Source organism: Pseudomonas phenolilytica, from assembly GCF_021432765.1.
GTDB classification, from domain to species: Bacteria; Pseudomonadota; Gammaproteobacteria; order Pseudomonadales; family Pseudomonadaceae; genus Stutzerimonas; species Stutzerimonas phenolilytica.
The window spans coordinates 2025674-2050412 of record NZ_CP058908.1 but is presented as its reverse complement, the minus strand read 5'-3'; the positions used below and the strand labels follow the sequence as shown (position 1 = coordinate 2050412).

Annotated in this window: 25 protein-coding genes and 1 pseudogene; 12 read left to right on the top strand and 14 right to left on the bottom strand. The window is 65.9% G+C overall.

The genetic code is table 11. From position 1 onward, the window contains the following. The first annotated feature begins 121 nt into the window (after nt 1-121). Nucleotides 122-286, top strand: a complete 165-nt coding sequence (locus HU825_RS09870) for a DUF6095 family protein (protein WP_175415014.1) — start codon at nt 122-124, stop codon at nt 284-286. A gap of 39 nt (nt 287-325) precedes the next feature. Here HU825_RS09870 and moaE read toward each other — a convergent pair whose 3' ends face one another. From moaE to dmeF, 5 genes are all read right to left on the bottom strand, one after another. Then, the gene (gene moaE, locus HU825_RS09865; RefSeq protein WP_043295898.1) at nt 326-778 is read right to left on the bottom strand and encodes a molybdopterin synthase catalytic subunit MoaE; all 453 of its coding nucleotides are present in this window, start codon (nt 776-778) and stop codon (nt 326-328) included. Between the two features lies 1 nt (nt 779). Beyond that, entirely contained in the window at nt 780-1028 is a 249-nt protein-coding gene (locus HU825_RS09860) for a MoaD/ThiS family protein (RefSeq protein WP_043295897.1), read from the bottom strand. Beyond that, nucleotides 1025-1495, bottom strand: a complete 471-nt coding sequence (gene moaC / locus HU825_RS09855; protein ID WP_009867826.1) for a cyclic pyranopterin monophosphate synthase MoaC — start codon at nt 1493-1495, stop codon at nt 1025-1027. The genes HU825_RS09860 and moaC overlap by 4 nt, the downstream gene beginning before the upstream one ends. A gap of 102 nt (nt 1496-1597) precedes the next feature. Beyond that, entirely contained in the window at nt 1598-2983 is a 1386-nt protein-coding gene (locus HU825_RS09850) for a PhoH family protein (protein ID WP_043295896.1), read from the bottom strand. A 258-nt stretch (nt 2984-3241) separates the two neighbouring features. Next, nucleotides 3242-4237 (bottom strand): CDF family Co(II)/Ni(II) efflux transporter DmeF, encoded by a 996-nt coding sequence (gene dmeF, locus HU825_RS09845; RefSeq protein ID WP_234301948.1) that lies wholly within the window; start codon nt 4235-4237, stop codon nt 3242-3244. A 138-nt stretch (nt 4238-4375) separates the two neighbouring features. On the opposite strand from dmeF, the gene yaaA reads away from it, so the two are divergent. The 3 genes from yaaA (at nt 4376) to HU825_RS09830 (ending at nt 7739) form a co-directional block, all read left to right on the top strand. After that, complete coding sequence (yaaA, locus tag HU825_RS09840) at nt 4376-5155, top strand: peroxide stress protein YaaA (protein WP_054093641.1); 780 nt, start codon at nt 4376-4378, stop codon at nt 5153-5155. A 548-nt stretch (nt 5156-5703) separates the two neighbouring features. Further along, nucleotides 5704-7146: a mannose-1-phosphate guanylyltransferase/mannose-6-phosphate isomerase gene (locus tag HU825_RS09835; RefSeq protein ID WP_234301947.1), complete on the top strand. Its 1443-nt coding sequence runs from the start codon at nt 5704-5706 to the stop codon at nt 7144-7146. Nucleotides 7147-7526: 380 nt separating this feature from the next. After that, nucleotides 7527-7739, top strand: coding sequence for a hypothetical protein (locus HU825_RS09830; RefSeq protein ID WP_009867834.1), 213 nt, complete (start codon nt 7527-7529; stop codon nt 7737-7739). Nucleotides 7740-7833: 94 nt separating this feature from the next. Here HU825_RS09830 and HU825_RS09825 read toward each other — a convergent pair whose 3' ends face one another. From HU825_RS09825 to purU, 3 genes are read right to left on the bottom strand one after another with little or no spacing between them, the layout of a single operon-like run. Continuing rightward, nucleotides 7834-9303, bottom strand: coding sequence for a helicase HerA-like domain-containing protein (locus tag HU825_RS09825; protein WP_234301946.1), 1470 nt, complete (start codon nt 9301-9303; stop codon nt 7834-7836). A gap of 32 nt (nt 9304-9335) precedes the next feature. Then, a complete protein-coding gene (locus HU825_RS09820) occupies nt 9336-9560 on the bottom strand; it encodes a hypothetical protein (RefSeq protein ID WP_234301945.1) in 225 nt (74 codons plus the stop codon). Between the two features lie 13 nt (nt 9561-9573). After that, nucleotides 9574-10425: a formyltetrahydrofolate deformylase gene (gene purU / locus HU825_RS09815; RefSeq protein ID WP_102827524.1), complete on the bottom strand. Its 852-nt coding sequence runs from the start codon at nt 10423-10425 to the stop codon at nt 9574-9576. 372 nt (nt 10426-10797) lie between these two features. On the opposite strand from purU, the gene mvaT reads away from it, so the two are divergent. Then, on the top strand, nt 10798-11178 hold the full coding sequence (mvaT, locus tag HU825_RS09810; RefSeq protein ID WP_054093637.1) for a histone-like nucleoid-structuring protein MvaT: 381 nt from the start codon (nt 10798-10800) through the stop codon (nt 11176-11178). Nucleotides 11179-11252: 74 nt separating this feature from the next. On the opposite strand, the gene sbcB is transcribed toward mvaT, so the two are convergent. Further along, a complete protein-coding gene (gene sbcB, locus HU825_RS09805) occupies nt 11253-12689 on the bottom strand; it encodes an exodeoxyribonuclease I (RefSeq protein ID WP_234301944.1) in 1437 nt (478 codons plus the stop codon). Between the two features lie 133 nt (nt 12690-12822). On the opposite strand from sbcB, the pseudogene HU825_RS09800 reads away from it, so the two are divergent. From HU825_RS09800 to HU825_RS09775, 6 genes and pseudogenes are all read left to right on the top strand, one after another. Continuing rightward, a pseudogene (locus tag HU825_RS09800) lies at nt 12823-13515 on the top strand (RDD family protein); the annotation flags it as partial. Nucleotides 13516-13524: 9 nt separating this feature from the next. After that, nucleotides 13525-14505, top strand: a complete 981-nt coding sequence (locus HU825_RS09795) for a stage II sporulation protein M (protein WP_223250048.1) — start codon at nt 13525-13527, stop codon at nt 14503-14505. Beyond that, on the top strand, nt 14492-16015 hold the full coding sequence (locus HU825_RS09790; protein WP_234301943.1) for a DUF4129 domain-containing protein: 1524 nt from the start codon (nt 14492-14494) through the stop codon (nt 16013-16015). Before HU825_RS09795 ends, HU825_RS09790 begins: the two co-directional genes overlap by 14 nt. Next, nucleotides 16012-17169 carry a DUF4350 domain-containing protein gene (locus HU825_RS09785; RefSeq protein ID WP_234301942.1) on the top strand — a complete coding sequence of 386 codons (1158 nt, stop codon included), beginning with the start codon at nt 16012-16014 and terminating at the stop codon, nt 17167-17169. Before HU825_RS09790 ends, HU825_RS09785 begins: the two co-directional genes overlap by 4 nt. Beyond that, entirely contained in the window at nt 17166-18167 is a 1002-nt protein-coding gene (locus tag HU825_RS09780) for an AAA family ATPase (protein WP_234301941.1), read from the top strand. Before HU825_RS09785 ends, HU825_RS09780 begins: the two co-directional genes overlap by 4 nt. Nucleotides 18168-18198: 31 nt before the next feature. Continuing rightward, nucleotides 18199-19530, top strand: a complete 1332-nt coding sequence (locus tag HU825_RS09775) for a DUF58 domain-containing protein (protein WP_234301940.1) — start codon at nt 18199-18201, stop codon at nt 19528-19530. A gap of 9 nt (nt 19531-19539) precedes the next feature. Here HU825_RS09775 and HU825_RS09770 read toward each other — a convergent pair whose 3' ends face one another. From HU825_RS09770 to HU825_RS09760, 3 genes are read right to left on the bottom strand one after another with little or no spacing between them, the layout of a single operon-like run. Beyond that, entirely contained in the window at nt 19540-19968 is a 429-nt protein-coding gene (locus HU825_RS09770; RefSeq protein ID WP_043295882.1) for a PilZ domain-containing protein, read from the bottom strand. A gap of 48 nt (nt 19969-20016) precedes the next feature. Next, on the bottom strand, nt 20017-20439 hold the full coding sequence (locus HU825_RS09765) for a DUF4124 domain-containing protein (protein WP_156716335.1): 423 nt from the start codon (nt 20437-20439) through the stop codon (nt 20017-20019). Between the two features lie 35 nt (nt 20440-20474). Beyond that, on the bottom strand, nt 20475-20852 hold the full coding sequence (locus HU825_RS09760; protein ID WP_234301939.1) for a tetratricopeptide repeat protein: 378 nt from the start codon (nt 20850-20852) through the stop codon (nt 20475-20477). A 156-nt stretch (nt 20853-21008) separates the two neighbouring features. On the opposite strand from HU825_RS09760, the gene pyk reads away from it, so the two are divergent. After that, complete coding sequence (gene pyk, locus HU825_RS09755; RefSeq protein ID WP_009867860.1) at nt 21009-22463, top strand: pyruvate kinase; 1455 nt, start codon at nt 21009-21011, stop codon at nt 22461-22463. Nucleotides 22464-22543: 80 nt separating this feature from the next. Here the strand turns inward: pyk and HU825_RS09750 are convergent, their stop codons facing one another. Then, nucleotides 22544-23482, bottom strand: coding sequence for an iron-sulfur-binding ferredoxin reductase (locus tag HU825_RS09750; protein ID WP_234301938.1), 939 nt, complete (start codon nt 23480-23482; stop codon nt 22544-22546). Next, nucleotides 23475-24602: a GGDEF domain-containing protein gene (locus tag HU825_RS09745; protein ID WP_054093630.1), complete on the bottom strand. Its 1128-nt coding sequence runs from the start codon at nt 24600-24602 to the stop codon at nt 23475-23477. Before HU825_RS09745 ends, HU825_RS09750 begins: the two co-directional genes overlap by 8 nt. Between the last annotated feature and the right edge of the window lie 137 nt (nt 24603-24739).

The window sequence follows — 24739 nt, the reverse complement described above, 5'->3', positions numbered from 1 at the left end:
ACGGGCGAAGCCGCGGCTTCGCCTTTTTTCTGTGCGCTGCGCCGTGCGTGACCCAGGTCAGCCGGCCACCACCGAAACGGAACTACCGTACAAGTACTGACGGCACGTACAAGGAGATTTCATGGAAAACCTCGACTGGCTGCTGCTGCTCATCCTTACCGGCTTCGTACTGTTGTGCGCCGGCTTCGCCAACCGCGACCGGCAATGGGGCATCGTGCTGCTCAGCCTGGGCATCATCGTCATGTTCTCCACGGTGTCGTTCAAGCTGTACATCGCGCTCCACTGACCGCCCGGCCGCCGCGACCAGCGCCAACGCCGACGGTGCTCAGCGCTGCCAGCGCTCGGCGGCGGCCTGATCGCTGTCGCGCCCATCGACCCAGCGCTCGCCGTCCGGCGTGTTCTCCTTCTTCCAGAACGGTGCGCGGGTCTTCAGGTAATCCATGACGAAACGGCAGGCATCGAACGCCGCCTCGCGATGCGCGCTGGTCACGCCGACGAACACGATCGGCTCACCCGGCTCCAGCGAGCCGACGCGGTGCAGCACGTCGATGCTCAGCAGCGGCCAGCGCTCCTCGGCCTCGGCGACGATCTTGCCCAGCGCCTTCTCCGTCATGCCCGGCGCATGCTCGAGGAACATGCCGGCGACCTCATGACCGTCATTGAAATCGCGCACGTAGCCGACGAAGGCGGCGACCGCACCGATGCCCAGATTAGCCGCGTGCAACGCGTTCAGTTCGGCCCCGGGATCGAAGGCCGCCTGCTGTACCCGAACACTCATTTCAACCTCCGGTCACGGTCGGGAAGAACGCCACTTCATCGCCATCGACGAGCGGTTCGTCCAGGCCGCAGAGCTCCTGATTGCGCGCGCACATCAGGTTCTGCTCACCGAGTACCTCCCAGGCGCCGCCGCGGGCGAGCAGGCGCTGGCGCAGGTCATCCAGGCAGGTGAGCGACGGGTCCCAGTCAAGGCGTTCGCCATCGCTGCCCAGCGCCTCGCGGTAACGGGCAAAAAACTGTACGCAAATCATGCCTGCACCTGCCAATGCCCGCTCTTGCCGCCGCGCTTTTCCAGCAGGCGCACGCCTTCGATGCACATGCCGCGGTCGACCGCCTTGCACATGTCATAGATAGTCAGGGCAGCAACACTGGCGGCGGTCAGCGCCTCCATTTCCACCCCGGTCTGCCCGGCCAGCCTGCAGGTGGCGCGGATCAGCACGCTGTCGTCGCCTTCGGCTTGCAGCTCGACCTTCACACTGGTCAGCAGCAGCGGATGACACAGGGGGATCAGTTCGTAAGTCTTCTTCGCCGCCTGGATGCCGGCGATGCGCGCCACGGCGAACACATCGCCCTTGGGATGGCCGCCCTGCTGAATCATCTGCAGCGTCTGCGGCAGCATCCGCACGCGCGCCTCGGCCGTCGCCTCGCGCGCGGTGACGGCCTTTTCGGTCACATCGACCATGCTGGCACGGCCCTGGGAATCGAGATGGGTGAGCATATGACGCTCCTGGCTGGGAAAGTCGCGAGTCTAACCCAGCCAGCCACGCTCGGCCCGCTCCCGGAAGGGGTACCACCGACACCCCTTCGCCGCGACCGCGAGTTACATGTGCGCCTCGGCGTACTCGGCCAGAATCGAACGCGGCACGCCCTGCAGGGTGATGTGTACGCCGTGGGAGAAGTCCTTGAAACGCTCCGTCAGGTAGGTGAGGCCGGAACTGGTGGCCGACAGATAGGGCGTATCGATCTGCGCCAGGTTGCCCAGGCAGACCACCTTGGAGCCGTTGCCGGCGCGGGTGATGATGGTCTTCATCTGGTGCGGCGTGAGGTTCTGGCACTCGTCGATGAGGATCAGGCTCTGCTGGAAGCTGCGCCCGCGGATGTAGTTCAGCGATTTGAACTGCAACGGTACCTTCTGCAGGATGTAATCGATGCTGCCGGGGGTGTTCTCGTCGTCCATGTGCAGCGCTTCGAGGTTGTCGGTGATCGCGCCGAGCCAGGGCTCCATCTTCTCCGCCTCGGTCCCGGGCAGGAAGCCGATGTCCTCGTCCAGCCCCTGCACGCTGCGGGTCGCGATGATGCGCCGGTAGCGCTTGCTCACCACCGTCTGCTCGATCGCGGCGGCCAGCGCCAGAATGGTCTTGCCCGAACCGGCCGCGCCCGACAGGTTGACCAGGTGGATATCCGGATCGAGCAGGGCGAACAGCGCCAGCGCCTGATGGATGTCACGCGGACGCAGGCCCCAGGCCTCCTGATGCAGCAGCGGCTCCTGGTGCATGTCGAGCAGCAGCAGCTCGTCTTCCTTGATGCCCTTGATCCAGCCGACGAAACCCTGCTCGTCGAGGATGAACTCATTGATATGCACCGCCGGCAGATTGTCGATCAGCTGCACGCGATGCCAGGTGCGACCGTGCCCCTGATGGGTCTCGACCGTGCTCACGCGGTCCCAGAACGAGCCGCTCAAGCTGTGATAACCGCGCGACAGCTGCCCGACGTCGTCGACCAGCTGATCGGTGTGGTAATCCTCGGCGGCCACGCCGCAGGCACGCGCCTTGAGGCGCATGTTGATGTCCTTGGTGACCAGCACGACCGGCACGCCGGGCCGCTGTTTGCTGACCGCGACCACCAGGTTGATGATCTTGTTGTCGTTCAGGTCTTCCGGCAGACCGTTCTCCAGCCGCTGGCTCATCAGGATCGACAGGCTGCCGCGAGGCCCGCTCTTGTCCCGCTGGATCGGTACGCCCGCCTCCACCTCGGCGGGCGTGGCATTGCCGAGCAGGCGGTCGATCAGGCGAATCGCCTGGCGACACTCGGCGGCGACGCTGTGCTTACCAGCTTTCAGTTGATCGAGCTCCTCGAGCACGGTCATCGGTATCGCGACCTGGTGCTCCTGGAAGTTGAGCAAGGCGTTGGGATCGTGAATCAGGACGTTGGTGTCGAGAACATACAGGGTGGGCTGAGTCGCGCGGGATCTGCCGAAATCATCCATACCGATCACCTTTTCGTTGGGTCAGTCGACGGAGAGCCATAGGCGCTCCGCCGCAGAAAGACCACCGTGCTGGCCAGATGAACGGGCTTGGGAGGCCAGGGGTTCGGGGCCACCCAGGGGCCGCCACCTGTGTCGCAGGGTTCGGCGGTCTGATTTGGTAATAACCCAAAACCGATGACGGGCAAAAGCGTTTTTATGCGATTTCCGTTTTTATTGCCCGTATCGACGGAACGCCCTTGGCGTGTGAAATGCAGCCGACTACAGTCGGGAATTCAGGTGCGCCGATTCGCCGCAGCGGTTTACTTCGGCGGTTACGTGCACCAGCTGCGGCAGGTCCTGCAGGGCACGCTTGTAATCGTCGGAGCTGTGGTCCTGATGCGTGACCACGCTGAGAATGCAGCTGTACTGGGCGCGGCCCACGCGCCACAGATGCAGGTCGGTCACCTCGGTATCTGGCACAGCTTCCAGCTGCCTGCGCACGCGGCGCACCAACGGATCGTCCATTTCCCGATCCAGCAGCGCCTTGGCGGTTTCCATCAGCAGGCCCTTGGCCCAGATCAGGATCACCAACGCGCCGATCACGCCCATCAGCGGGTCCAGCCAGCTCCAGCCGAAAAACTTGCCACCCAGTAGGGCCACGATCGCCGCCACCGAGGTCAGCCCGTCGGTCAGCACATGGATGAATGCGGCATGACGATTGAGATCGCGCCCGTGTCTGGACGCAGCATGGTCGTGATCGTGATCGTGATCGTGATCGTGATCGTGATCGTGATGATGACCCTGCGCGTGGCCATGATCATGGCCGTCGTGCAGCAGCCAGGCGGACGCCAGGTTAACCAGCAGGCCGATCACTGCGACCCAGAGCGCCTCATCGAAGCGAATGTTCGCAGGCGACCAGAACCGCAGCAGCGATTCGAAGATCATCATCAGCGCGATGCCGACCAGGAACAGCGCGCTGGAAAAGCCCGCCAGCACCTCGATCTTCCAGGTACCGAAGGCGAAACGCCGATCATCGGCATAACGCCGGGCAAGCATGTAGGCCAGCGCCGCCAGGCCGATCGCCACCATGTGCGAGGACATGTGCCAGCCATCGGCAAGTAGCGCCATCGAGTTGAACCAGTAGCCGGCGGCGATCTCCACCACCATCGTCACACCGGTAAGCAGCGCCACCGCCCAGGTCTGGCGTTCGGCGCCCTGCTCCAGCGGACGGTAATCGTGTGAGCTTTGCCAGTTCGAGTGATCGCACGTACTCATACCGCCTCCTCATTATCGGGCGGACGTAGCTTGCACCTTGCCCCCTGGAGAAGGTCAACCGCCCTCAATGGGCACGATAGCTGGAGGCGGGCTCGCCATCGCGCCTAGAATCGCCGCTGCACACAGGAGAGCAACTACATGCTGATGGTGATTTCCCCCGCCAAGACCCTCGACTACGAGACTCCGCCGGTAACCCAGCGCTTCACCCAGCCCGAACACCTGGACCATTCGCAGTTGCTGATCGAACAGCTGCGCGACTTCTCGCCGGCACAGATTGCCGAGCTGATGCACCTTTCCGACAAGCTGGCGGCCTTGAATGTCGCCCGCTTCGGCAGCTGGAGCACGCCTTTCACCCGCGCGAACGCCAAACAGGCCCTGCTCGCCTTCAAGGGCGACGTCTACACCGGACTTGCCGCGCAAGACTTCTCCGAAGCCGACTTCGACTTCGCGCAGCAGCACCTGCGCATGCTGTCCGGACTCTATGGCCTGCTGCGACCGCTGGACCTGATGCAGCCCTATCGCCTGGAGATGGGGACGAAACTCGCCAACGCGCGAGGCAAGGACCTCTACGCATTCTGGGGCGAGCGCATCAGCGAATGGCTCAACCAGGCACTGCAGGCGCAAGGCGATCAAGTGCTGCTCAACCTGGCGTCCAACGAGTACTTCTCGGCCGTCAAGCGCAAGGCGCTGCAGGCGCGGGTGATCGACGTGGACTTCAAGGATCTGAAGAACGGCCAGTACAAGATCATCAGCTTCTACGCCAAGAAGGCCCGCGGACTGATGGCACGTTACGTCATCAAAGAACGCATCCAGACGGTCGATCACCTGCGTGACTTCGCCTACGAAGGCTATCGGTTCAGCGCCGCCGACTCCTCGAACGATCACCTGGTGTTCCTGCGCGACACCCCTGCCGCCTGATCCGCCACGTGTGGCGCGCCGCGCCGCAAGCCTCCCGAGCGCGTCGTAGACCCGGTACGACGCAGCTCCCCCGCCCCTCTCCTCATGCTGGCCGATCAACGGTTCTCCCCGCGGGAACTATCGAGCGACGCCGAGAATCATAAAGCGCGTACCGACAACTCCAGACTGGAAAGGAACGTCGCACATGAACGTGCTCGGGTTCTCGAACATTGACCACTGCCAGCCTCTCCAGCGGCTGGCGACACGAACGGCAGCGGCGCGTGATGCCGCCCGAACTCAGACGGGCCTCGCTCCAACGCTCGCCCGGCTTGGCAATCGCGCCTGGCCTGCCCCCGTCGTCGCGCGCCAAGCAGCCATCAGCCGGCTGACTCGCCGCGGCGGAGCATCCGCGCCAAGCGCAGGTGGCGCGCGCCGCGGCCGAACACGCAGCCACTGCCTGCGTTCTGCGCGCCGACCACGCACCTGATCCCGCTCGACCCATCCCATTTTCCCGAGCATGCCGACGGTGTGCTCGCAACAGAACGCTCTAACGATGCAGGAGAGACGACATGATTCCGGTAATTCTTTCAGGCGGTAGCGGTTCGCGACTGTGGCCGCTCTCGCGCAAGCTGTTCCCCAAGCAGTTTCTCGCCCTTACCGGTGAGCAGACGCTGTTTCAGCAAACCGTCGAGCGCCTGGCCTTCGAGGGCATCCAGCAGCCGCTGCTGGTATGCAACAAGGAGCATCGCTTCATCGTCAAGGAGCAACTGGCCGCACGCAAACTGGGGGTCCAGGGCATGCTGCTCGAGCCCTTCGGACGCAACACTGCCCCGGCGATCGCCATCGCCGCGATGAAGCTCGTCGAAGAAGGTCGCGACGAACTGCTGCTGGTGCTGCCGGCCGATCACGTGATCGACGACCAGCGCGCCTTCCAGCGCTCGCTAGCCCTGGCCACCAACGCTGCGGAAAACGGCGAGATGGTGCTGTTCGGCATTCCGGCGACACGCCCGGAAACCGGCTACGGCTACATCAAGTGCGATCCGAACGACAACAGCGGGCTGCCGGAAGGCATCAGCCGCGTCAGCCAGTTCGTCGAGAAGCCGGACGAAGCCCGCGCGCAGAGCTATGTCGAATCGGGCGACTACTACTGGAACAGCGGCATGTTCCTGTTCCGCGCCAGCGTGTTCCTGGAGGAACTGAAGAAGCACGACCCGGACATCTACGACACCTGCTGCGTTGCGCTCGAACGCAGCACCCTCAATGGCGACGAGCTGCTGATCGACCCGGCGACCTTCGCCTGCTGCCCCGACAACTCCATCGACTACGCCGTCATGGAGAAGACCAGTCTCGCCTGCGTGGTGCCCATGTCCGCCGGCTGGAGCGATGTCGGCTCCTGGTCGTCGATCTGGGACGTGCACAACAAGGACGCCAACGGCAACGTGCTCAAGGGCGACGTGATCGCCGAAGACACCCGTAACTGTCTGGTTCACGGCAACGGCAAGCTGGTCACTGTGCTGGGACTGGAGGACGTCGTGGTGGTGGAAACCAAGGACGCCATCATGATCGCCCACAAGGACAAGGTGCAGGACGTCAAGAAACTCGTAGCCCGCCTCGATGCACAGGCGCGCCCGGAAACGCAGAACCATTGCGCCGTGTACCGCCCGTGGGGCTGGTACGACTCGGTCGACATGGGCGGACGCTTCCAGGTCAAGCGGATCTGCGTCAACCCGGGCGCCAGCCTGTCGCTGCAGATGCACCACCATCGCGCCGAACACTGGATCGTCGTCTCCGGTACCGCACAGGTGACCTGCAACGAAAAGACGTTCCTGCTCACGGAAAACCAGTCGACCTATATTCCGGTCACTTCGGTACATCGTCTGGCCAACCCGGGCAAGATTCCGCTGGAGATCATCGAAGTGCAGTCCGGAAGTTATCTGGGCGAAGACGATATCGAACGCCTGGATGATGTTTACGGTCGTACCGAGGGTGTCGAAGCCAAGGTCGCTCGCTGACCGAAGTTTCACGCCGAATAAAACCCGCGCATCTCCGCGGGTTTTATTTTGCTGCAAAGTAAAGTCGCCCAATCTCCACGATCCGGCGCATAATGCGGTCTGCTGAAGCATGGCAAGTCCGCAGCGAACTCATGCGACATGCGTTTTCCGCGTTCCAGAGTCCACAGGTTTGCTTCAAAACCTTTTGCCAGTTCTTTGAACTGCTGCCCGTTTTTCAAGCCCGAATGCAGGAAGAGATGCCAGACGGCAGAACTTCCCCGGCATTACAACGCCTGAAAAGATGCACGCGGGCCGCGGCGCCGCCGCATTCGATTGACGGTACGGCAATATACCGCTTCAGCACCCTACTCATTCGTACACAAACAGACAGGTCCAATTACGTGACAAAAGAACAACTGCGCATCGAACTCGAGCGTCAGGCGCAGCGCTACCAGGATATCTATGGCGGCGAAGTTACAACTTATGCAGCCAAGACCGAGCCGGAGCGCAAACCCTGGCGCAAGAAGGCAACCCTGCAAGATCGAGTTTTCCAGGAAGAACTGCAGAAGATGGAAAAAGAAAAAGCCCGGCAGGAAGCAGACGCGCAAAGCTGATAAGCCCGGCGACTTTCAATACACGGCCGGAACCGCGTGCCGGACATCGATAGCCGCTGAGTACCCGCCGCGGGCAATCAGCGGCCACCGTCACTCAGCGCTTGCCACCCAGCAGTGAACCAAGCAGGCCGCGCACGATCTGCCGGCCGATCTGGCTGGCCGCCTGGTTCAAGGCACTCTTGAGTACCCGCCCGGCGAAATCGCCGACCGCACCGCCTTCGCTGCCGCGCTTGCCAGCGTTTGCCGGCGCAGGCTCAGCCTCGGCGGCCTGGCGTGCCCGCGCCGTCAGCATCTCGTAGGCCGATTCGCGATCGACCGGCTGGTCGTACCGACCACGCAACGGCGAGTGCGCGATCAGCTCGGCACGCTCGGCCTCGCTCAGCACGCCCACGCGCGATTGCGGCGGCGCTACCGCGACCCGCTGCACCATCGCCGGCGTGCCCTTGGCCTCCAGACCGCCGACCAGCGCCTCGCCGATACCCAGTTCGGTGAGCACTTCAAGCGCGGAGAATTCCGGGTTTTCGCGGAAGCCGTCGGCCACCGAGCGCAGCGCCTTCTGCTCCTTCACCGTAAACGCCCGCAGGCCATGCTGGACGCGCAGGCCGAGCTGGGCCAGCACATCGTCCGGCAGGTCGCCCGGCGACTGGGTGACGAAGTAGACACCCACGCCCTTGGAGCGGATCAACCGCACCACCTGCACCAAACGCTCCTGCAGCGCCTTGGGCGTGTCGTTGAACAGCAGGTGCGCTTCGTCGAAGAACAGCGCCAGAAGCGGACGGTCCTGATCGCCGCGTTCGGGCAGCTGCTCGAACAGTTCGGCCAGCAGCCAGAGCAGGAACGTCGCATAAACCTTGGGCGCCTCGTGCACCAGCTGGCTGGCGTCGAGCAGGTGGATGCGCCCGCGACCGTCGCGGTCCGGCTGCAGCAGGTCTTCCAGCTGCAGCGCCGGCTCGCCGAACAGCGCCTCGGCGCCCTGTTGTTCGAGCGTCGCCAGGCGCCGCTGCAAAGCCTGCGACGAGGCGCCGGTGAACAGCGCACGATCCTCACCGAGCACCTCGGGATGGTCGCGCAGGTGCCCCAGCAGCGCCTTGAGGTCCTTGAGATCGAGCAGCAGCAGACCTTCACGATCGGCCACCTTGAACGCCGCGTAGAGCGCCGCCTGCTGGCTGTCGGTCAGCTCGAGCAGGTTGCCCAGCAGCAGCGGCCCCATCTCGCTGAGAGTGGTACGCAGCGGATGGCCACTGCGACCCTGCACGTCCCACAGCGTCACCGGATAGGCGCGCGGCTGGTGCCCCAGCCAGGGCATGCTGGCGATGCGTTCGGCGATCTTGCCCGTCGGCGCACCGGCTGCCCCCAGACCGCTCAGGTCGCCCTTGATATCGGCGGCAAACACCGCGACTCCGGCATCACTGAACTGCTCGGCCAGGCGTTGCAACGTCACCGTCTTGCCGGTTCCGGTGGCGCCGGCGATCAGCCCGTGGCGGTTGGCCAGGCGCAGCGGGTGGAGGCTGGGCTGGCCGTGGGTGTCAGCGCCCAGTACCAGATGATCGGCGAATGCTTCCATCAAGGGGTTCTCCAAGGCGGGGAAACGCGCGCTCAGTCGAGCGCGTCGTGGTCGCGACCAGCCGGTCGCCCGGTGCCACGCGCGACATCGGCAGGTGCCTGCTCATCTGCGGCGCGCAGGCGCTCCCAGAGTTCGGCAGCGCCGGGAAAGTCGGTGCCCAGTTCGGTGCCCAGCGCAGCGGGATCGTAGCGTTGCGTACAGCCACTGCCGATGATCGGCGGCGCCTCGGCCGTGGCGCGTGCGAGCGGGTCGGTCATGGCTGCTCCTCGATCAGTTGAATACCAGCGTCTTGTTGCTGTGGACCAGCACGCGGTCCTGCAAGTGATAGCGCAGGCCGCGCGATAGCACCATCTTCTCCACGTCCTTGCCCAGCCGCACCATGTCCTCGATGCTGTCGCGGTGGCTGACGCGCACCACGTCCTGCTCGATGATCGGGCCGGCGTCCAGCTCCTCGGTCACGTAATGACAGGTCGCACCGATCAGCTTCACGCCACGCAGCGACGCCTGGTGGTACGGCTTGGCACCGACGAAGGACGGCAGGAAGCTGTGGTGGATGTTGATCACGCGCTGGGCGAACTCTTCGCACAGCTCCGACGGCAGAATTTGCATGTAGCGCGCCAGCACGATGACGTCCGCCTCATGCTCGCGCACCAGTCGGGTCACTTCAGCGAATGCCTGCTCCTTGCGGGCCGGATCGACCGGCACATGGAAATAAGGAATGCCATGCCACTCGACCATGCTGCGCAGATCGTCGTGGTTGGAAATCACGCAGGGGATGTCGCAATCCAGCTCGCCGCTGTGCCAGCGATGGAGGAGATCGGCCAGGCAGTGCGATTCGCGGCTGGCCATCAGCACCACGCGCTTGCGCCGCTCGGAGTCGGTGATGCGCCACTCCATCGAGAACTCGCGGGCAATCGGCGCGAAGGCCTGACGGAAACCGTCCAGATCGAACGGCAGCGAGTCGGCGCGAATCTCGTGGCGCATGAAGAACCAGCCACTCTGATGATCCGAATGGTGGTTGGCTTCGGTAATCCAGCCGTTATAGGTCGCGAGGAAATTACTGACCTTGGCCACGATGCCGACGCCGTCGGGACAGGCAATAACCAGCCTGAAAGTGCGCATTAGAGATGACTCCGCTCTAAACAAAAGACGCGGCATTCTAGCCCAGCCACCAACTGGCGCCCATCGGGACAATCGATGGAATATCAGCCGTCAGCCATGCGCCCGGCCGGATCGCTTCGCCGATGGGTAAGCGCATAGTCGTTATAACTAGCGAATCTGCCTCGGCGCGTTAAGGCAATTATCAAAGGTGCTTAGCTTTTCGCCGCACGCCTTGAGTTGTACGCATCCCTTTTATTGGCTGCAACGCGCGCCGCGAAGAATGATTTATATACAAATAAAAAACACATTTTCCAGCGGCGGCTATATTTACTTGCAGATTGTGCATGACTATGATTGACGCCACTTGCGTACACCCTATCCCAAGGAAGCCATATGTCTCTCATTAGTGAATACCGCGCCACGGAAGAAGCCATCAAGGAACTTCAAGAGCGGCTGAAATCCCTCTCTGCCGATGACAAGCTGAAGAAGGAACTGGAGTTCGAAGGAAAACTGCGCGAACTCATGGGCGAATACCAGAAGTCGCTGCGCGACATCATCGCCCTGCTCGATCCGGACGCTCGCAGCACCAAGGCTCCGCGCGGTGCAGCCAAGGCGCCGACCGCCAGCAAGCGCGCACGCCGCGTCAAGCAATACAAGAACCCGAATACCGGTGAAGTTATCGAAACCAAAGGCGGCAACCACAAGACTCTGAAAGAGTGGAAAGCCAAGTGGGGCGCCGACACCGTGGAAAGCTGGGCAACTCTGCTCGACTGATTTCTCGGACGAAATAACAGAACGCCGCATCCCTTCACTGGGCTGCGGCGTTTTTGTTTTCCTGCCAAAACAGTTCAGTCGGTTATTGCATAGCGCTCGCGCAGCTGCTGGACATGGCTGCGCCACTGCTCCAGTACTTCGCTCTGCGCCGCAGTTGCCGTGACCGCGTATTGTCGAAGTCCTTCCTCGAATTGCTGCAGGGTATTCGGCGCACCATACCGCGCCTCGATCAAGCGTTGCCGGCAGAAGCTCGCCCACTGCTCCCGCTCGGCCGCCGACAACGCTTCGGGAAAGTTGCGTGCGCGGTAGCGAAACAGCAGCTCAGCCAGACGCGGATCATCGAATGGCCAGCGGCGCGCGGCACATTCTGCCGCCGAGAGGCTGCGCACCTGCTCGCATAACCGCCGATCACGGTCACCGAGAAAGCCATCGTAGAGTTGCTGTTCGGGATCGAGGCATTCCTCGAAGGCTTCCTGTTCGTAGATCTGCCCCAGTTTCGGCAACCACGCCTCCCGGGTTTCGCACAGCCAGCGGGCGCGCTGCAGGCACTGCGTCAGATCGAGCTGCAGACGCGCCAGGTCGCCTTCGCGCAGCACGCTCAACGGCGCCAGCACCGGGCAACGATTGACATGCACCAGCTTCAAGGGCACCGGCAGCGCCTCCGCGGCCAGCTCGTCGCGGCGGGTATACAGACGCTCGCGCAGGGTCTGCGCGCTTTCATCGCAGAGCAGCGCCGGCTCGGCCTGCAGGTCGCAGACGATCAGCGCATTGCGGTTGAGCGGATGCCAGGCCAGCGGCAGCACCACGGCCAGATAATGACGCTCGGCCGAAAAACGCCCGGACACATGCACCAGCGGCTTGAGCAGCTCGATCTGGTCCAGCACCGCCTGCTTGCGCCGCAACTGGTACAGATAGTCGTAGAGGCGCGGCTGCCGGTCGCGCAACAACCGCGCCAGCGCGATGGTGGCGCGCACATCGGACAGCGCATCGTGCGCGTGCAGGTGTTCCAGCCCGTTGGCGACCGTCAGGCGGTCGAGCTTGAGGGTCACCCGGCCGTTCTCCTGCGGCCATTCGATGCCCTCCGGACGCAACGCATAGGCGGTGCGCACCAGGTCGATCAGGTCCCAGCGGCTGTTGCCGCCCTGCCACTCACGCGCGTAGGGATCGAAGAAGTTGCGATACAGGCTGTAACGCGTCATCTCGTCGTCGAAGCGCAGGTTGTTGTAACCGGCGCCGCAGGTGCCGGGCAGCGCCAGCTCCTGATGCAGGCGCGTGATGAATTCGGCTTCGCACAGTCCGCGCTCTTGCAGGACGCCCGGCGTGATGCCCGTCACCAGGCAGGCCGCCGGGTGCGGCAGGATGTCGTCGGCGGGGCGGCAATACAGGTTCAGCGGCTCGCCTATCTCCTCCAACGCCTCGTTGGTGCGAATGCCCGCGACTTGCAGCGGCCGGTCGCGGCGCGGCGAGATGCCAGTGGTTTCGTAGTCGTACCAGTAGATGCTCGGGCTCACGCGAAGGTCCTTCTCAGTCATCGGCCGCCAGTCTAACAGTGCCACGCGCGCCACAGCCGCAGCCGTCGCGCATTGATCCGGCGGGCGGTTGCCGCATAGCATCAGCCTCCGCCGCGCGCACAGAGCCCTCGTCTTGCCCTCCCCCCAACCCTCCCCGCCGCTGGATAATCGCCATCGGGTCGAAACGCCCGAGGGTATCGACCTGCTGCTGCGGCCGGCCGGGCTGGTGCCGCGCGCCCTGGCGTTTACCGTGGATCTGGCGCTGCGTGCGGCGATCCTGCTCGCGCTGTTTCTCGGTTTCGGCCTGCTTGGCAAGTTCGGCAGCGGGCTGAGCGCGCTGCTGCTCTTTCTCGTGCAGTGGTGGTACATGGTGCTGTTCGAAGTGCTCAACCAGGGCCGCACGCCCGGCAAGCAGTGGCTGGGCCTTCGCGTGGTGCACGACGACGGCACTCCGGTCGGCTGGGCCGCTTCGCTCACGCGCAACCTGCTGCGTTTCGTCGACATGCTGCCGTTCGGCTATTTCCTCGGCGCCCTGAGCTGCCTGGCGCACCCGGCATTCAAGCGCCTCGGCGATCTGGCCGCCGGCACTTTGGTGGTCTACGTCGAGCGCCCCGGCAGGCGTCCCGCCCTGCCGATCGTGGAGGCACAGCGGCCACCGGTCGAACTGGATCGCGATGGCCAGCGGGCGCTGCTCGATTTCGCCGAACGCCAGGCATCGCTGAGCCCGGAGCGCGCCCAGGAGCTGGCCGCGCTGCTAGCCGAGCCCCTGCACCTGCCCGCCACGCAGGCCGTACCCGGTTTGCTCGCGATGGCCCAGGGGCTGCTGCGCGTGACGCTGAAGCAGGAAGAGTTCGAGCAGCGGCATCAGCCCGAATGGGAGCGCTTCGACGCCCATCTGGATGCTCTCGAACGTCGCCGGACCGCCCCCGACGAGGCCATGGACTTCCCCGCCGCCTACCGTCGCTTATGCCAGCAGCTGGCCCTGGCCGAGCAGCGCGGCTACAGCAGCCCGTTGCTGGAACAGCTGCGCCGGCGGGTGCTGCGCGGCCATCAGCAGCTTTATCGCCAGCGCAGTCCGCTGCTCGGCCGGCTGCTGGGCTTCGTCCTTGGCGGCTTCGCCCGCCTGACACGCGAGGAATGGCGCGGCGTACTCGCCGCCAGCCTGCTGTTCTACGGCAGCCTGCTGGGTATGGGCGTGCTGGTCTATGCGTTCCCCGAGCTGGCCTACAGCGTGCTGTCGGCCGATCAGGTCGCCGAGATGGAAACCCTCTACGACCCCGACGCCAGTCGGCTCGGGCGCTTCGGCGAGCGCGGCTCGGCCGAGGACTGGATGATGTTCGGCTACTACGTGATGAACAACATCGGCATCGCCTTCCAGACCTTCGCCGGCGGCCTGCTGCTGGGCGTCGGCAGTCTTTTCTTTCTGATGTTCAACGGCCTGACCATCGGCGCAGTGGCCGGACACCTGAGCGAGATCGGCTATCACCAACCGTTCTGGTCGTTCGTCATCGGCCACGGCGCCTTCGAGCTCACGGCCATCACCCTGGCCGGTGCGGCGGGCCTGAAGCTCGGTGCAGCGCTGCTCACACCCGGTCGACTGCGCCGTAGCGAAGCACTGCGCCAGGCCGCCGAACGCGGCGTGCGGCTGGTTGCCGGTGCCACGCTGATGCTGCTGATCGCGGCGTTCATCGAAGCGTACTGGTCGTCGATGACCTACGGCCCGGCCGGCGTTAAGTACGCGGTCGGTGCCCTGCTCTGGTTGCTGGTGGCGCTCTATTTCCTCTTCGCGGGCAGGAATCACCATGCGTCCGGCTGAGGCGAACCTGACGATCCGCCCGCGCAGCGCCTGGGAGGCGCTGGATCTGGGCACGCTGCTGGCGCGACGCCATGCCGGTGTACTGATGTTCGCCTGGGCGGCGCTGACGCTGCCGGTGTTCGGCCTGCTCAGCGCGCTGTGCTGGCAGCAGCCAAGCCTGGCGCTGCTGCTGTTCTGGTGGCTCAAACCCCTCTATGAACGCCTGCCGCTGCATATTCTCTCGCAGGCGGTCTTCGGCCAGACGCCCGGCGTGCGTCAGAGTCTGCGGGCGCTGCCCGGCGTGCTGCGCCCGCAGTGGCTGGCCAGCCTGACCTGGCGCCGCTTCAGCTCGACGCGCAGCTTCGATCTGCCGGTGCTGCAGCTCGAAGGGCTCGCCGGTGCGGCCCGCCAGCGCCGCCTGGCGGTACTCAGCCAGCGCGAGCGCAGCGTGGCGCGCTGGCTCACGGTGGTCGGCATGCACCTGGAAGGCGCGCTCTGGCTCGGTCTGCTGGCGCTGCTGTATTTCTTCCTGCCGGCGCAATTGGCCTACGACAGCTGGAGCTGGGAGGACCTGCTGCGCGCGAACGACGACTGGCTGTGGCTGGAGCACCTGTCCAACCTGCTCTACGTGCTGGTGCTGATTGTCTGGGAACCGATCTACGTCGCCTGCGGCTTCAGCCTCTACCTGAATCGCCGCACCCGGCTCGAAGCCTGGGACCTGGAACTGGCCTTCCGCCGCCTGCGCGCACACCTGCTGACGGCACTGCCGGCGCTGCTGCTCGGCCTCTGCCTGCTGTCGCCGAATACCCCTGTGTGGGCTGCGAGCGACGGCGCTGCCGCCCCCGCAACCGCCCCCGCACCGTTGAGCCGCGACGAGGCCCGCCAGCGAGTGCGCGACCTGCTCGATCAGCCTCCCTTCACCCAGCGCGAGGCCGTCACCCGCTGGCGTTTCGCCGAATCGCCGGCCGATGCCGAGCCCGGCGTCCTGGCGCGTCTGCTGGAGAACCTGCTGCGGCTCGACTCGTTCTGGCACGGTCGCGAACGCTTGACGCTGCTGATCGAGACCCTGCTGTGGAGCGCGCTGGCACTGCTGGTCGCGTTGCTGCTGTGGCACCGTCGCGACTGGCTGCAGGCCTTCGGTCGGCGCTTGCCGCGACGTGACAGACGTCATCAGCCGCCGGCACAGCTGTTCGGCCTTGCCGTAACCCCGGAAAGCCTGCCGGACGATGTCGCCAGCGCGGCCGAACGGCTCTGGCCGACACAGCCCCGTCAGGCGCTCGGCCTGCTCTATCGCGCCATGCTCAGCCGCCTGCTGCATGACCACCGGTTACCGCTGGTGGCCGGTCACACCGAAGGCGAAGTGCTGGAGGTCGTGCACACCCTGGCGCAGCCCGAGCTGAACTCCTTCGCCGCAACCCTCACGCACCACTGGCAAGGCCTCGCCTATGGCCGGCAGATACCCGACGACGCGGCGTGGACTGCGCTGTGCGCCGGCTGGCGCCGGCTGTTCGAACGGGAGTCGCGGCCGTGAAACGACGCCTGCTGATCTTGCTCGGCGTGGCGCTGGCGCTGCTGGCCGGCGCGCGCCTGCTGACCGCGCTGCAGCCCTACGACGAAGTCGTCGACCGCGGCCCGGCGGCGCAGGCACGCGCCAACCCATTTCTGGCAGCCGAACACTTCCTCGCCGATATCGGCCGCCCGGTCAGCCACAACGAGCACCTGGCCGATCTCGACCAGGCGCCGGCCAAGGGGCACAGCCTGCTGCTGCTCGGTGATCGTAGCCAGCTGACGCCGCGGCAGACCCAGCGACTGCTCGCTTGGGCTGCGCGCGGCGGCCACCTGCTGTTCGTCGCCGAGCGGCTATGGAACGAAGCGGACGGCAAGAGCGGCGACCTGCTGGCGGACCGCCTTAATCTGCAGCAGTACACCAGCGAGAATCGCGATACCGCGAACGCCCAAGGCGAATCGACCAGCGACGAGCAGCAGCCGCAACTGACGCGGCTGTATCTGGACAACGAAGCCAGCCCCGCCTTTCTCGCCTTCGATACCGGCTTCCACCTCTACGATGCGGACAAGCGCGCCCACGCCTGGGCCAACAGCGCCGGCGCCACGCACATGCTGCAGCTGCGTCACGGCGAGGGGCTGGTCACCGCCCTGACAGACGCCTGGATCTGGCACAACGACCGCATCGGTGAATACGACCATGCCTGGCTGCTGTGGTATCTGACCCAGGACAGCCAGGTCACCCTGGTCTACCGCGCCGATCACCCGGGGTTGCCCAGTCTGCTGCTGCGTCACTTTCCCGAGGTGCTGGCCGCCCTTGTGTTGCTCATCCTGCTCAGCGCCTGGCACTTCGGCCAGCGCCACGGCCCGCTGCAGGCGCCGGCAGGTCTTGCCCGCCGACGCCTGCAGGAGCACCTGCTGGCTTCGGCGGAGTTCATTCAGCGCCACGGCGGGCGCGCGGTGCTGCTGCAGCGCTTGCAGCAGGACATCCTGCAGCGCGCCGGCCGGCGCCATGCCGGTTTCGACCTGTTACCGGCCGCGCAGCAGCACGAACTGCTCGGCACGCTGAGCGGACTGCCGGCCGGCTCCATCGAACAGGCCATGCGCCCGGCGGCGGACGCCAGCGCCATCGACTTCACCCGGCAGGTCGCCGACCTGCAAGCACTCAGGAATGCCCTATGAGCGAATCCCATGCCGACCCCATTCCCGGCGCCACCGCCAGCCCACGCCAACGTGCGAGCCAGCTGGCACAGGCGCTGCGCGAGGAATTGCGCAAGGCTCTGATCGGCCAGGACGCAGTCATAGACGGCGTGCTGACCGCCTTGATCGCCGGCGGCCACGTGTTGGTCGAAGGCGTGCCGGGCCTGGGCAAGACCCTGCTGGTGCGCGCCCTGGCCCGCTGCTTCGCCGGCGAGTTCAGCCGCATCCAGTTCACCCCGGACCTGATGCCCAGCGACGTCACCGGCCATGCGGTGTACGACCTGCAGAGCGAGCAGTTCAAGCTGCGCAAGGGGCCGGTGTTCACCAACCTGCTGCTGGCCGACGAGATCAACCGCGCCCCGGCCAAGACCCAAGCTGCCCTGCTGGAAGTGATGCAGGAACGCCAGGTGACGCTCGAAGGCCGCGCGCTGGCGGTGCCACAGCCGTTTCTGGTGATGGCCACGCAGAACCCCATCGAGCAGGAGGGCACCTACCCGCTGCCGGAGGCGGAGCTGGACCGCTTCATGCTGAAGCTGCGCATGGACTACCCCGACGCCGAGGCAGAGCTGCGGCTGGTGCGCCAGGTGACCCGCTCGGCCCGCGCCGACATGCTGGACGTCAGCGCGCTGCGTCAGCAGCTCACCGCCAAGGACGTGCTGGCATTGCAGAAGATTGCCAGCGACCTGCCGCTGGACGATCAGGTGCTCGACTACGCCGTGCGCCTGGCGCGCGCCACCCGTGACTGGCCGGGGCTGGCGCTGGGTGCCGGGCCACGCGCCTCGATTGCCCTGGTGCGCGGCGCACGGGCGCGGGCGCTGCTGCGCGGTGGCGAGTTCGTCACGCCGGACGACGTCAAGGGCTGCGCGGCGGATGTGCTGCGCCACCGCGTGCGGCTGACGCCGGAGATGGATATCGAGGGGCTGTCGGTGGAACGCGTGCTGCGCCAGCTGCTCGACCAGGTCGCGGCGCCGCGCCTGTGAATCGCCCGTCTGCGACCTGCCGGGTGCGCTCGTGAACCCGTCCGTGCGTCTGCTCGCTGCTGTCGCCGTGCTGCTGATAGCGGGGCTGCCGCTGGGCGTGCTCGATGCCCTCGGCCATGCGCCGGCCAGCGCCTGGCGCTCGCTGTGGTGGGGGCTGCTGCTGGCGCTCGGCCTGCTCGCCGCCGCCGATGCGCTGCGTTTACGGCGTATTGCCACGCCGCAGGTCGAACGCCTGCTACCGGCGCGCTTGCCGCTGGGACACTGGAGCGAGGTACGCCTGCAGCTACAGCATCGCGGCGTCGCGCCACTGCAGCTGGAAATCTTCGACCACCCGCCGGCGCAGATGGCCTTCGACCAGCTGCCGCGGCACGTTTCGCTGCGGTCCGGCGAGCGGTGCGCGTTCAGTTACCGGCTGCGTCCACTGCAGCGCGGGCAATTCACCTTCGCCCACTGCGAGATCCGTCTGCAGTCGCCGCTCGGCCTGTGGCGCGGCCGGCGCCTGCTGGAACTGCCCGGGCGCACCCGCGTCTACCCGGACTTCGTTCAACTGCATGGCGCCAGCCTACAGGGCGTCGATCATTGGCTGAGCCGGCTCGGCGTCCGCCAGCAGCCACGCCGCGGCCTCGGCCTGGAGTTCCATCAGCTGCGCGAATTCCGCGACGGCGACAGCCTGCGGCAGATCGACTGGAAAGCCACCGCGCGCATGCGCACGCCCATTGCGCGCGAATATCAGGACGAGCGCGACCAACAGATCATCCTGCTGCTCGACTGTGGTCGGCGTATGCGCAGTCAGGACGACGAGCTGGCGCATTTCGACCATGCGCTCAATGCCAGCCTGCTGCTGGCCTATGCCGCGCTGCGCGAGGGCGACGCGGTCGGGCTGCAGACCTTCGCCAGCGATATGCCACGGCGCGTCGCCCCGGCCAAGGGCCAGGCCCAGCTCAGCCAGCTGCTCGACAGCGTCTACGATCTGCAATGCACCCTGCAGCCGGCCGACTTCGCCGCCGCGGCTGATCAGTTGCTGGCGCAGCAGCGGCGCCACGCGCTGGTGATCGTGCTGAGCAACCTGCGCGACGAGGACGACGACGAGCTGCTCGCCGCCATGCGGCGCCTGACGCGCCGGCATCGGGTGCTGCTGGTCAGCCTGCGCGAGGACGTCCTCGACCGCGTGCGTCAGCAGCCGGTGACCAACCTCGACGACGCCCTCGGCTACTGCGCAACGCTGGCGCATCTGGAGCGGCGCGAGGCCCTGTCCCGGCGCCTGATCGCGCACGGCCTGCACGTGCTGGATGCACGTCCGCGCGAGGTGGCGCCCGAGCTGCTCAGCCGTTACCTGGCCTGGAAACGCGCTGGCGTGCTCTGAACCGCCCCGTCAGCGCCCGCAGCAGCAGTCGTGATCGGGCGAGCGATCGGCCGCGAAGGGCGGCGGCTGGGTCAGCGGGGCATGCGGGCTCGGTTGGAAACTGAAGTAATGATGCAGCGCGGCGATCATTTCCATGATCTCGGCCGGCGGCGTTATCAGCTCGAAGCCGGTGTCGTAGCTGCCCGGAGTGACGTCCTCGCGCGACCACAGGCTGATGGCGCTGAAATCCACGAAGCGCAGCTGGCCGACCTGCCCGGGAATCTTCAGGCGCATGTCGAAACGTTCCTGCAGCATCATCGGATAGCGGCTGATCAGCATCAGGCCACCCTCGGAGAGGTTACCGATGAAGCCCAGCGGCTTGTCGGTATGGCGATTGAACACGTTCAGGTAATACGGCAGCTGGTGCCGCTGGATGCGACGCTGATTCGAGATATTCATGGTTCGAGCCTGCCTGTGCGCACGCCCCTGCCACTGCTTCCAGTTCGCTCAGTCACATCGTTCGCGAATACGGCTGGCCAGTTGCTGCCGGGCTTTCTCAATTTCGTTTTCACTGTAGTAGACACGCTCACCCGCTGCATCGGTACGAAAGTAACGCCCGCCACGCTGCAGCACCTCCAGCTCCTCGCGCAGCCCCTGACACTCACGCTCGCGCTGCGCCCGCTGATGCCCGGCCCGCTCGCCGGCGAGCTGGCGCTCCTCGCGCCGTGCCTCGAAGAACTTCTCGCTGCGCTGTTCGCGCTGTCGCGTCGCCTCGTCGCGCTCGACCACCTGCGGTCGCACGTCGACCCGCTCGGCGCCCGCCGCCGGACGCTGACCGAAATGCACCTGGCCTTGGGCATCGGTCCAGCGGTAGATCTCGGCCATCGCCAGCATGGGCGCCAGAGCCAGCAGCAATAACAGCACGCGCATCATTCCCTCCGTGGATGAGCTGCTCGCGATGCGCCTCAGGGGCGTGCCGGGTGGCTGATCGCGGGTTCGGCGGGCTCATAGTGCCCGAGCTGGCGCAGCGTCTCCAGTCGCGCGGCGGCGCGATAGGCGTATTCGCTGGCCGGGTAGCGCATGCGGATGAAGCGGTAGGTATGTGCCGCATCGACGTACAGCCCCTGACGCTCCAGGCATTGGCCACGCAGTAGGGAAATTTCCGGCTGCACCTCGCCACGTCCGCGCGTGCGGCGCTCGGCCTGCGACAGGGCGAGCATGGCGCCCCCGCAGTCGCCGGCCTCGTAACGGCTGTAGGCCTCGTTGAGCTGGCGGTCGACGGCGTGCTGGCTGCTGCAGCCAGCGGTGAACAGGGTCAGACAGGCAATGATCAGGGTACGCATGGATGGCTCCTCCGGAGCCGGCTTATCGACCGCGGGGCGAAAAACTGCAGGCCGTCCGGCGGCCTTTCGCGCGGGTAAAAGAGTAGTGCCGCATAACGATGACTACAGCGAACGGGCATAGTAGCCTCGCGGCCAGACCGAAAAAGGAGCCATCGAATGACACCGCGTCGCACCAAGATTGTCGCCACCCTGGGCCCGGCAAGCAGCTCGCCCGAAGTCCTGGAAAAGATGATCCTCGCCGGGCTGGACGTCGCCCGCCTGAACTTCTCCCACGGCTCGCCCGATGAGCATCGCGCCCGTGCCGAATTGGTGCGCACCATCGCCGCCCGCCACGGCCGCTTCGTCGCGCTGCTGGGCGATCTGCAAGGTCCGAAGATTCGCATCGCCAAGTTCGCCAACAAGCGCATCGAGCTGAAAGAAGGCGACCGTTTCCGCTTCTCCGTCACCCACCCGCGTGATGCCGGCACCCAGGAAGTGGTCGGTATCGACTACCCGGACCTGGTCAAGGACTGTGGCGTCGGTGACGAATTGCTGCTCGACGACGGCCGCGTGGTCATGCGCGTCGACGCCGCCACCGCCGACGAACTGCACTGCACCGTGCTGATCGGCGGTCCGCTGTCGGACAACAAGGGCATCAACCGCCGTGGTGGCGGCCTCACCGCACCGGCGCTGACCGCCAAGGACAAGGCCGACATCAAACTGGCTGCCGACCTCGAACTCGACTACTTGGCCGTGTCCTTCCCGCGCGACGCCGCCGATATGGATCTGGCCCGCCGCCTGCGCGACGAGGCCGGCTCCAGCGCCTGGCTGATCGCCAAGATCGAACGCGCCGAAGCGGTCGCCGACGATGAAGCCCTGGACGGCCTGATCCGCGCCAGCGACGGCGTGATGGTCGCGCGTGGCGACCTGGGCGTGGAAATCGGCGACGCCGAGCTGGTCGGCATCCAGAAGAAGATCATTCTGCACGCCCGGCGCAACAACAAGGTGGTGATCACCGCGACCCAGATGATGGAGTCGATGATTCACAACCCGATGCCGACCCGCGCGGAAGTGTCCGATGTCGCCAACGCCGTGCTCGACTACACCGACGCGGTGATGCTCTCGGCCGAGAGCGCCGCCGGCGAGTACCCGGTCGAGGCAATCAAGGCCATGGCGCGCGTGTGCTGCGGCGCGGAGAAGCATCCGACCAGTACCAAATCCGGCCACCGTCTGGGGCAGACTTTCAGCCGCTGCGACGAGAGCACGGCGCTGGCGGCGATGTACACCGCCAACCACTTCCCGGGCGTCAAGGCCATCATCAGCCTGACCGAAAGCGGCTACACCCCGCTGATCATGTCGCGCATCCGCTCGGCGGTGCCGATTTTCGCCTTCTCGCCGCACCGCGAAACCCAGGCCCGCGTGGCGCTGTTCCGTGGCGTGCAGACGATCCCCTTCGATCCGGCCGTGCTGCCGGCCGACAAGGTCAGCCAGATGGCGGTCGAGGAGCTGCTCAAGCGCAACATGGTGCAGCCCGGCGACTGGGTGATCCTGACCAAGGGCGACAGCTACCACGACAGCACCGGCGGCACCAACACGCTGAAGATCCTTCAGGTCGGCGCTCCGCTGAACTGATCGACCACGCGAGCCGGCCCGCCGGCTCGCGCCTTCCCTTGCAACGCATGGCCGCTGCCCATCGCAGTTCGGCCGAGCACTCAGTCCTCGCTCACATTCCGCTCGATGAAGGTGTCGCTGAACACCTGTCCGCGCGGCAGGCCGGCCAGAAACAGCCGTCGGCAGCACGCGGCAACGAAATCGGCATGACCGCAGACCAGCGCAATCTCCTGTCGCGACGCGATTCGCAGTGCCTGATCGTTCCACGGCTGATCCGCGTCGAGCCACTGCACGTCGAGATCATGCTGCTGCGCGAGCTGCAGCAGCGGTTCGGCCAGGTAGGAGGTGCCGTGCGTGCGATGCAGCAGGCGGATCGGCCCGGCATGGCCCTGGCGCAGCGCCTCGCGCAGCACCGCCCAGAGCGGCGCCAGGCCCGTACCGCTGGCAAGCAACAACAGCGGGCGCTCCGCCCAGTCCGGGTCGTAATGCAATGCGCCACCGTGCAGCTGCCCCAGCCGCAGGCCATCGCCAGTGCGCAAGCGGCGCGCCGCCTCGCTGAAGGCACCCGGGCGGTGACAGTCGAGATGAAATTCCAGCCAGCGATCGTCGTCCGGCAGGCTCGCCAGTGAGTAGGGTCGCGCGATGCCGTCCGGCGTCCACAGCAGCAGGTGCTGGCCGGCGCGGTAGCGCAGCGGTCGTTCGGGCAACAGGCGCAGGCGCAGGACGTCGCGCCGCAGCCAGTCGACCGCCTGCACCTGCGCCGCCAGGCCATCGCGGACGGGATCGAACAGCTCCACCTGCAGATCGCCATCGATCCGGCACTGGCAGGCCAATCGCCAGCCCTGCTCGCGCTGCGTGGCCGGCAGCGCCTCGGGACGCTCATCGAGCGGTTCGCCACCGCGGCAGCGCACCATGCAGGCCTGGCAGCTGCCCGCCCGGCAGCTGTAAGGCACGCGCAGTCCAGCCGCATTCAGCGCATCGAGCAGATTGCTGCCGGTTGCCACCGTCCAGCGCCGACCGGCACACGCCAGCTCAGGCATTGTCGGACGTCCAGGCCGCCTCGCAGCGGTTGCGCCCGCCGCGCTTGGCGCGATACAGCGCCTCGTCGGCGCGCTGCAGAGAGGCATCGAGATCGTCGCCGGCGTTCAGGAGCGTCAGCCCGACCGACAGACTCAGCTGCCCCACCGGGATGCCCGGGTCCACCGGCTGGGCGTTGGCGAACGCCTCGCGCAAGCGTTCGCAGCAGATGCCGAACTGTTCGGCGTCGGTATCCGGCAGCAACAGCACGAATTCCTCGCCGCCGTAGCGGGCCAGCACGTCGCCGTCGCGCAGGCAGGCCCGCGCAATCGCCGCAAAGGTCTGCAGCACCCGGTCGCCTGCGGCATGACCGTGCACATCGTTGATCCGCTTGAAATGATCGAGATCGATCAGCGCCAGGCCGATCTGATGCCCCTTGCGCAGCCGCGCCAGCTCACCTTCGGCGATGCGCAGGAAACGCCGGCGGTTGTAGAGGCCGGTCAGCTCGTCCGTGGACGCCAGATCCTCGAGCTGGCGCAACATGCCGCGCAATGTGTCCTGGTGGACCTGCAGGGCAAAGCGGCGCTGGCGCATGCGCTGACGCAGCTGGTAGACGTAGTTGACGAACAGGCACATCCACACCAGCGTCACCAGCAGTACGGACGCCTCGAGCAGGAACGCCGCCGGCTCGGCGAGGCGCCCCAGGTGGAAGTCCAGCAGGGTGAGCCCGACGAAGCTGAGAAACGCCAGCACGGCATAGCGGATGAAGATTCTCGGCGGCAAAAACACCGCGAACATCAGCACCAGCAGGTAAAGCACCAGCAGCGAACCGCGAGCGCTACCCAGGTTGAACAGCAGGCAGGTCAGCCACAGCAGCGCCACCAGCACCTGCGGCTGGGTCAGGCTCGGGTCCCGGAAGCGCTGGTTGAAGCCGCTCCAGAACAGCGCGAGGAACACCAGCTGGCTGAGCACGATGAGCAGCGAGCTGCCCAGCGCGACGGAGACCGGCGCGGTATAGAAACCCGCCGCAACCGACACCCAGGTCAGCAGCAACGCCAGCCCGTAGGTCAGCGCCGCCAGCGCGAACCGTTTCATTACCAACTGCTGCAACGCCTGCTGATCAAGCTCGACACGCGCACTCATAGGGATCCATCCCGCCGTGGCAATGGGTCGCACTCTACGCGAGCAAATTTCAAAAACCTAGCCAACATCCCTTCGCTCCCGGTCCATCCGTGTACCCGCCAGCCCGACGCGTTATACTGCCGCGCCTTTTTCACTCG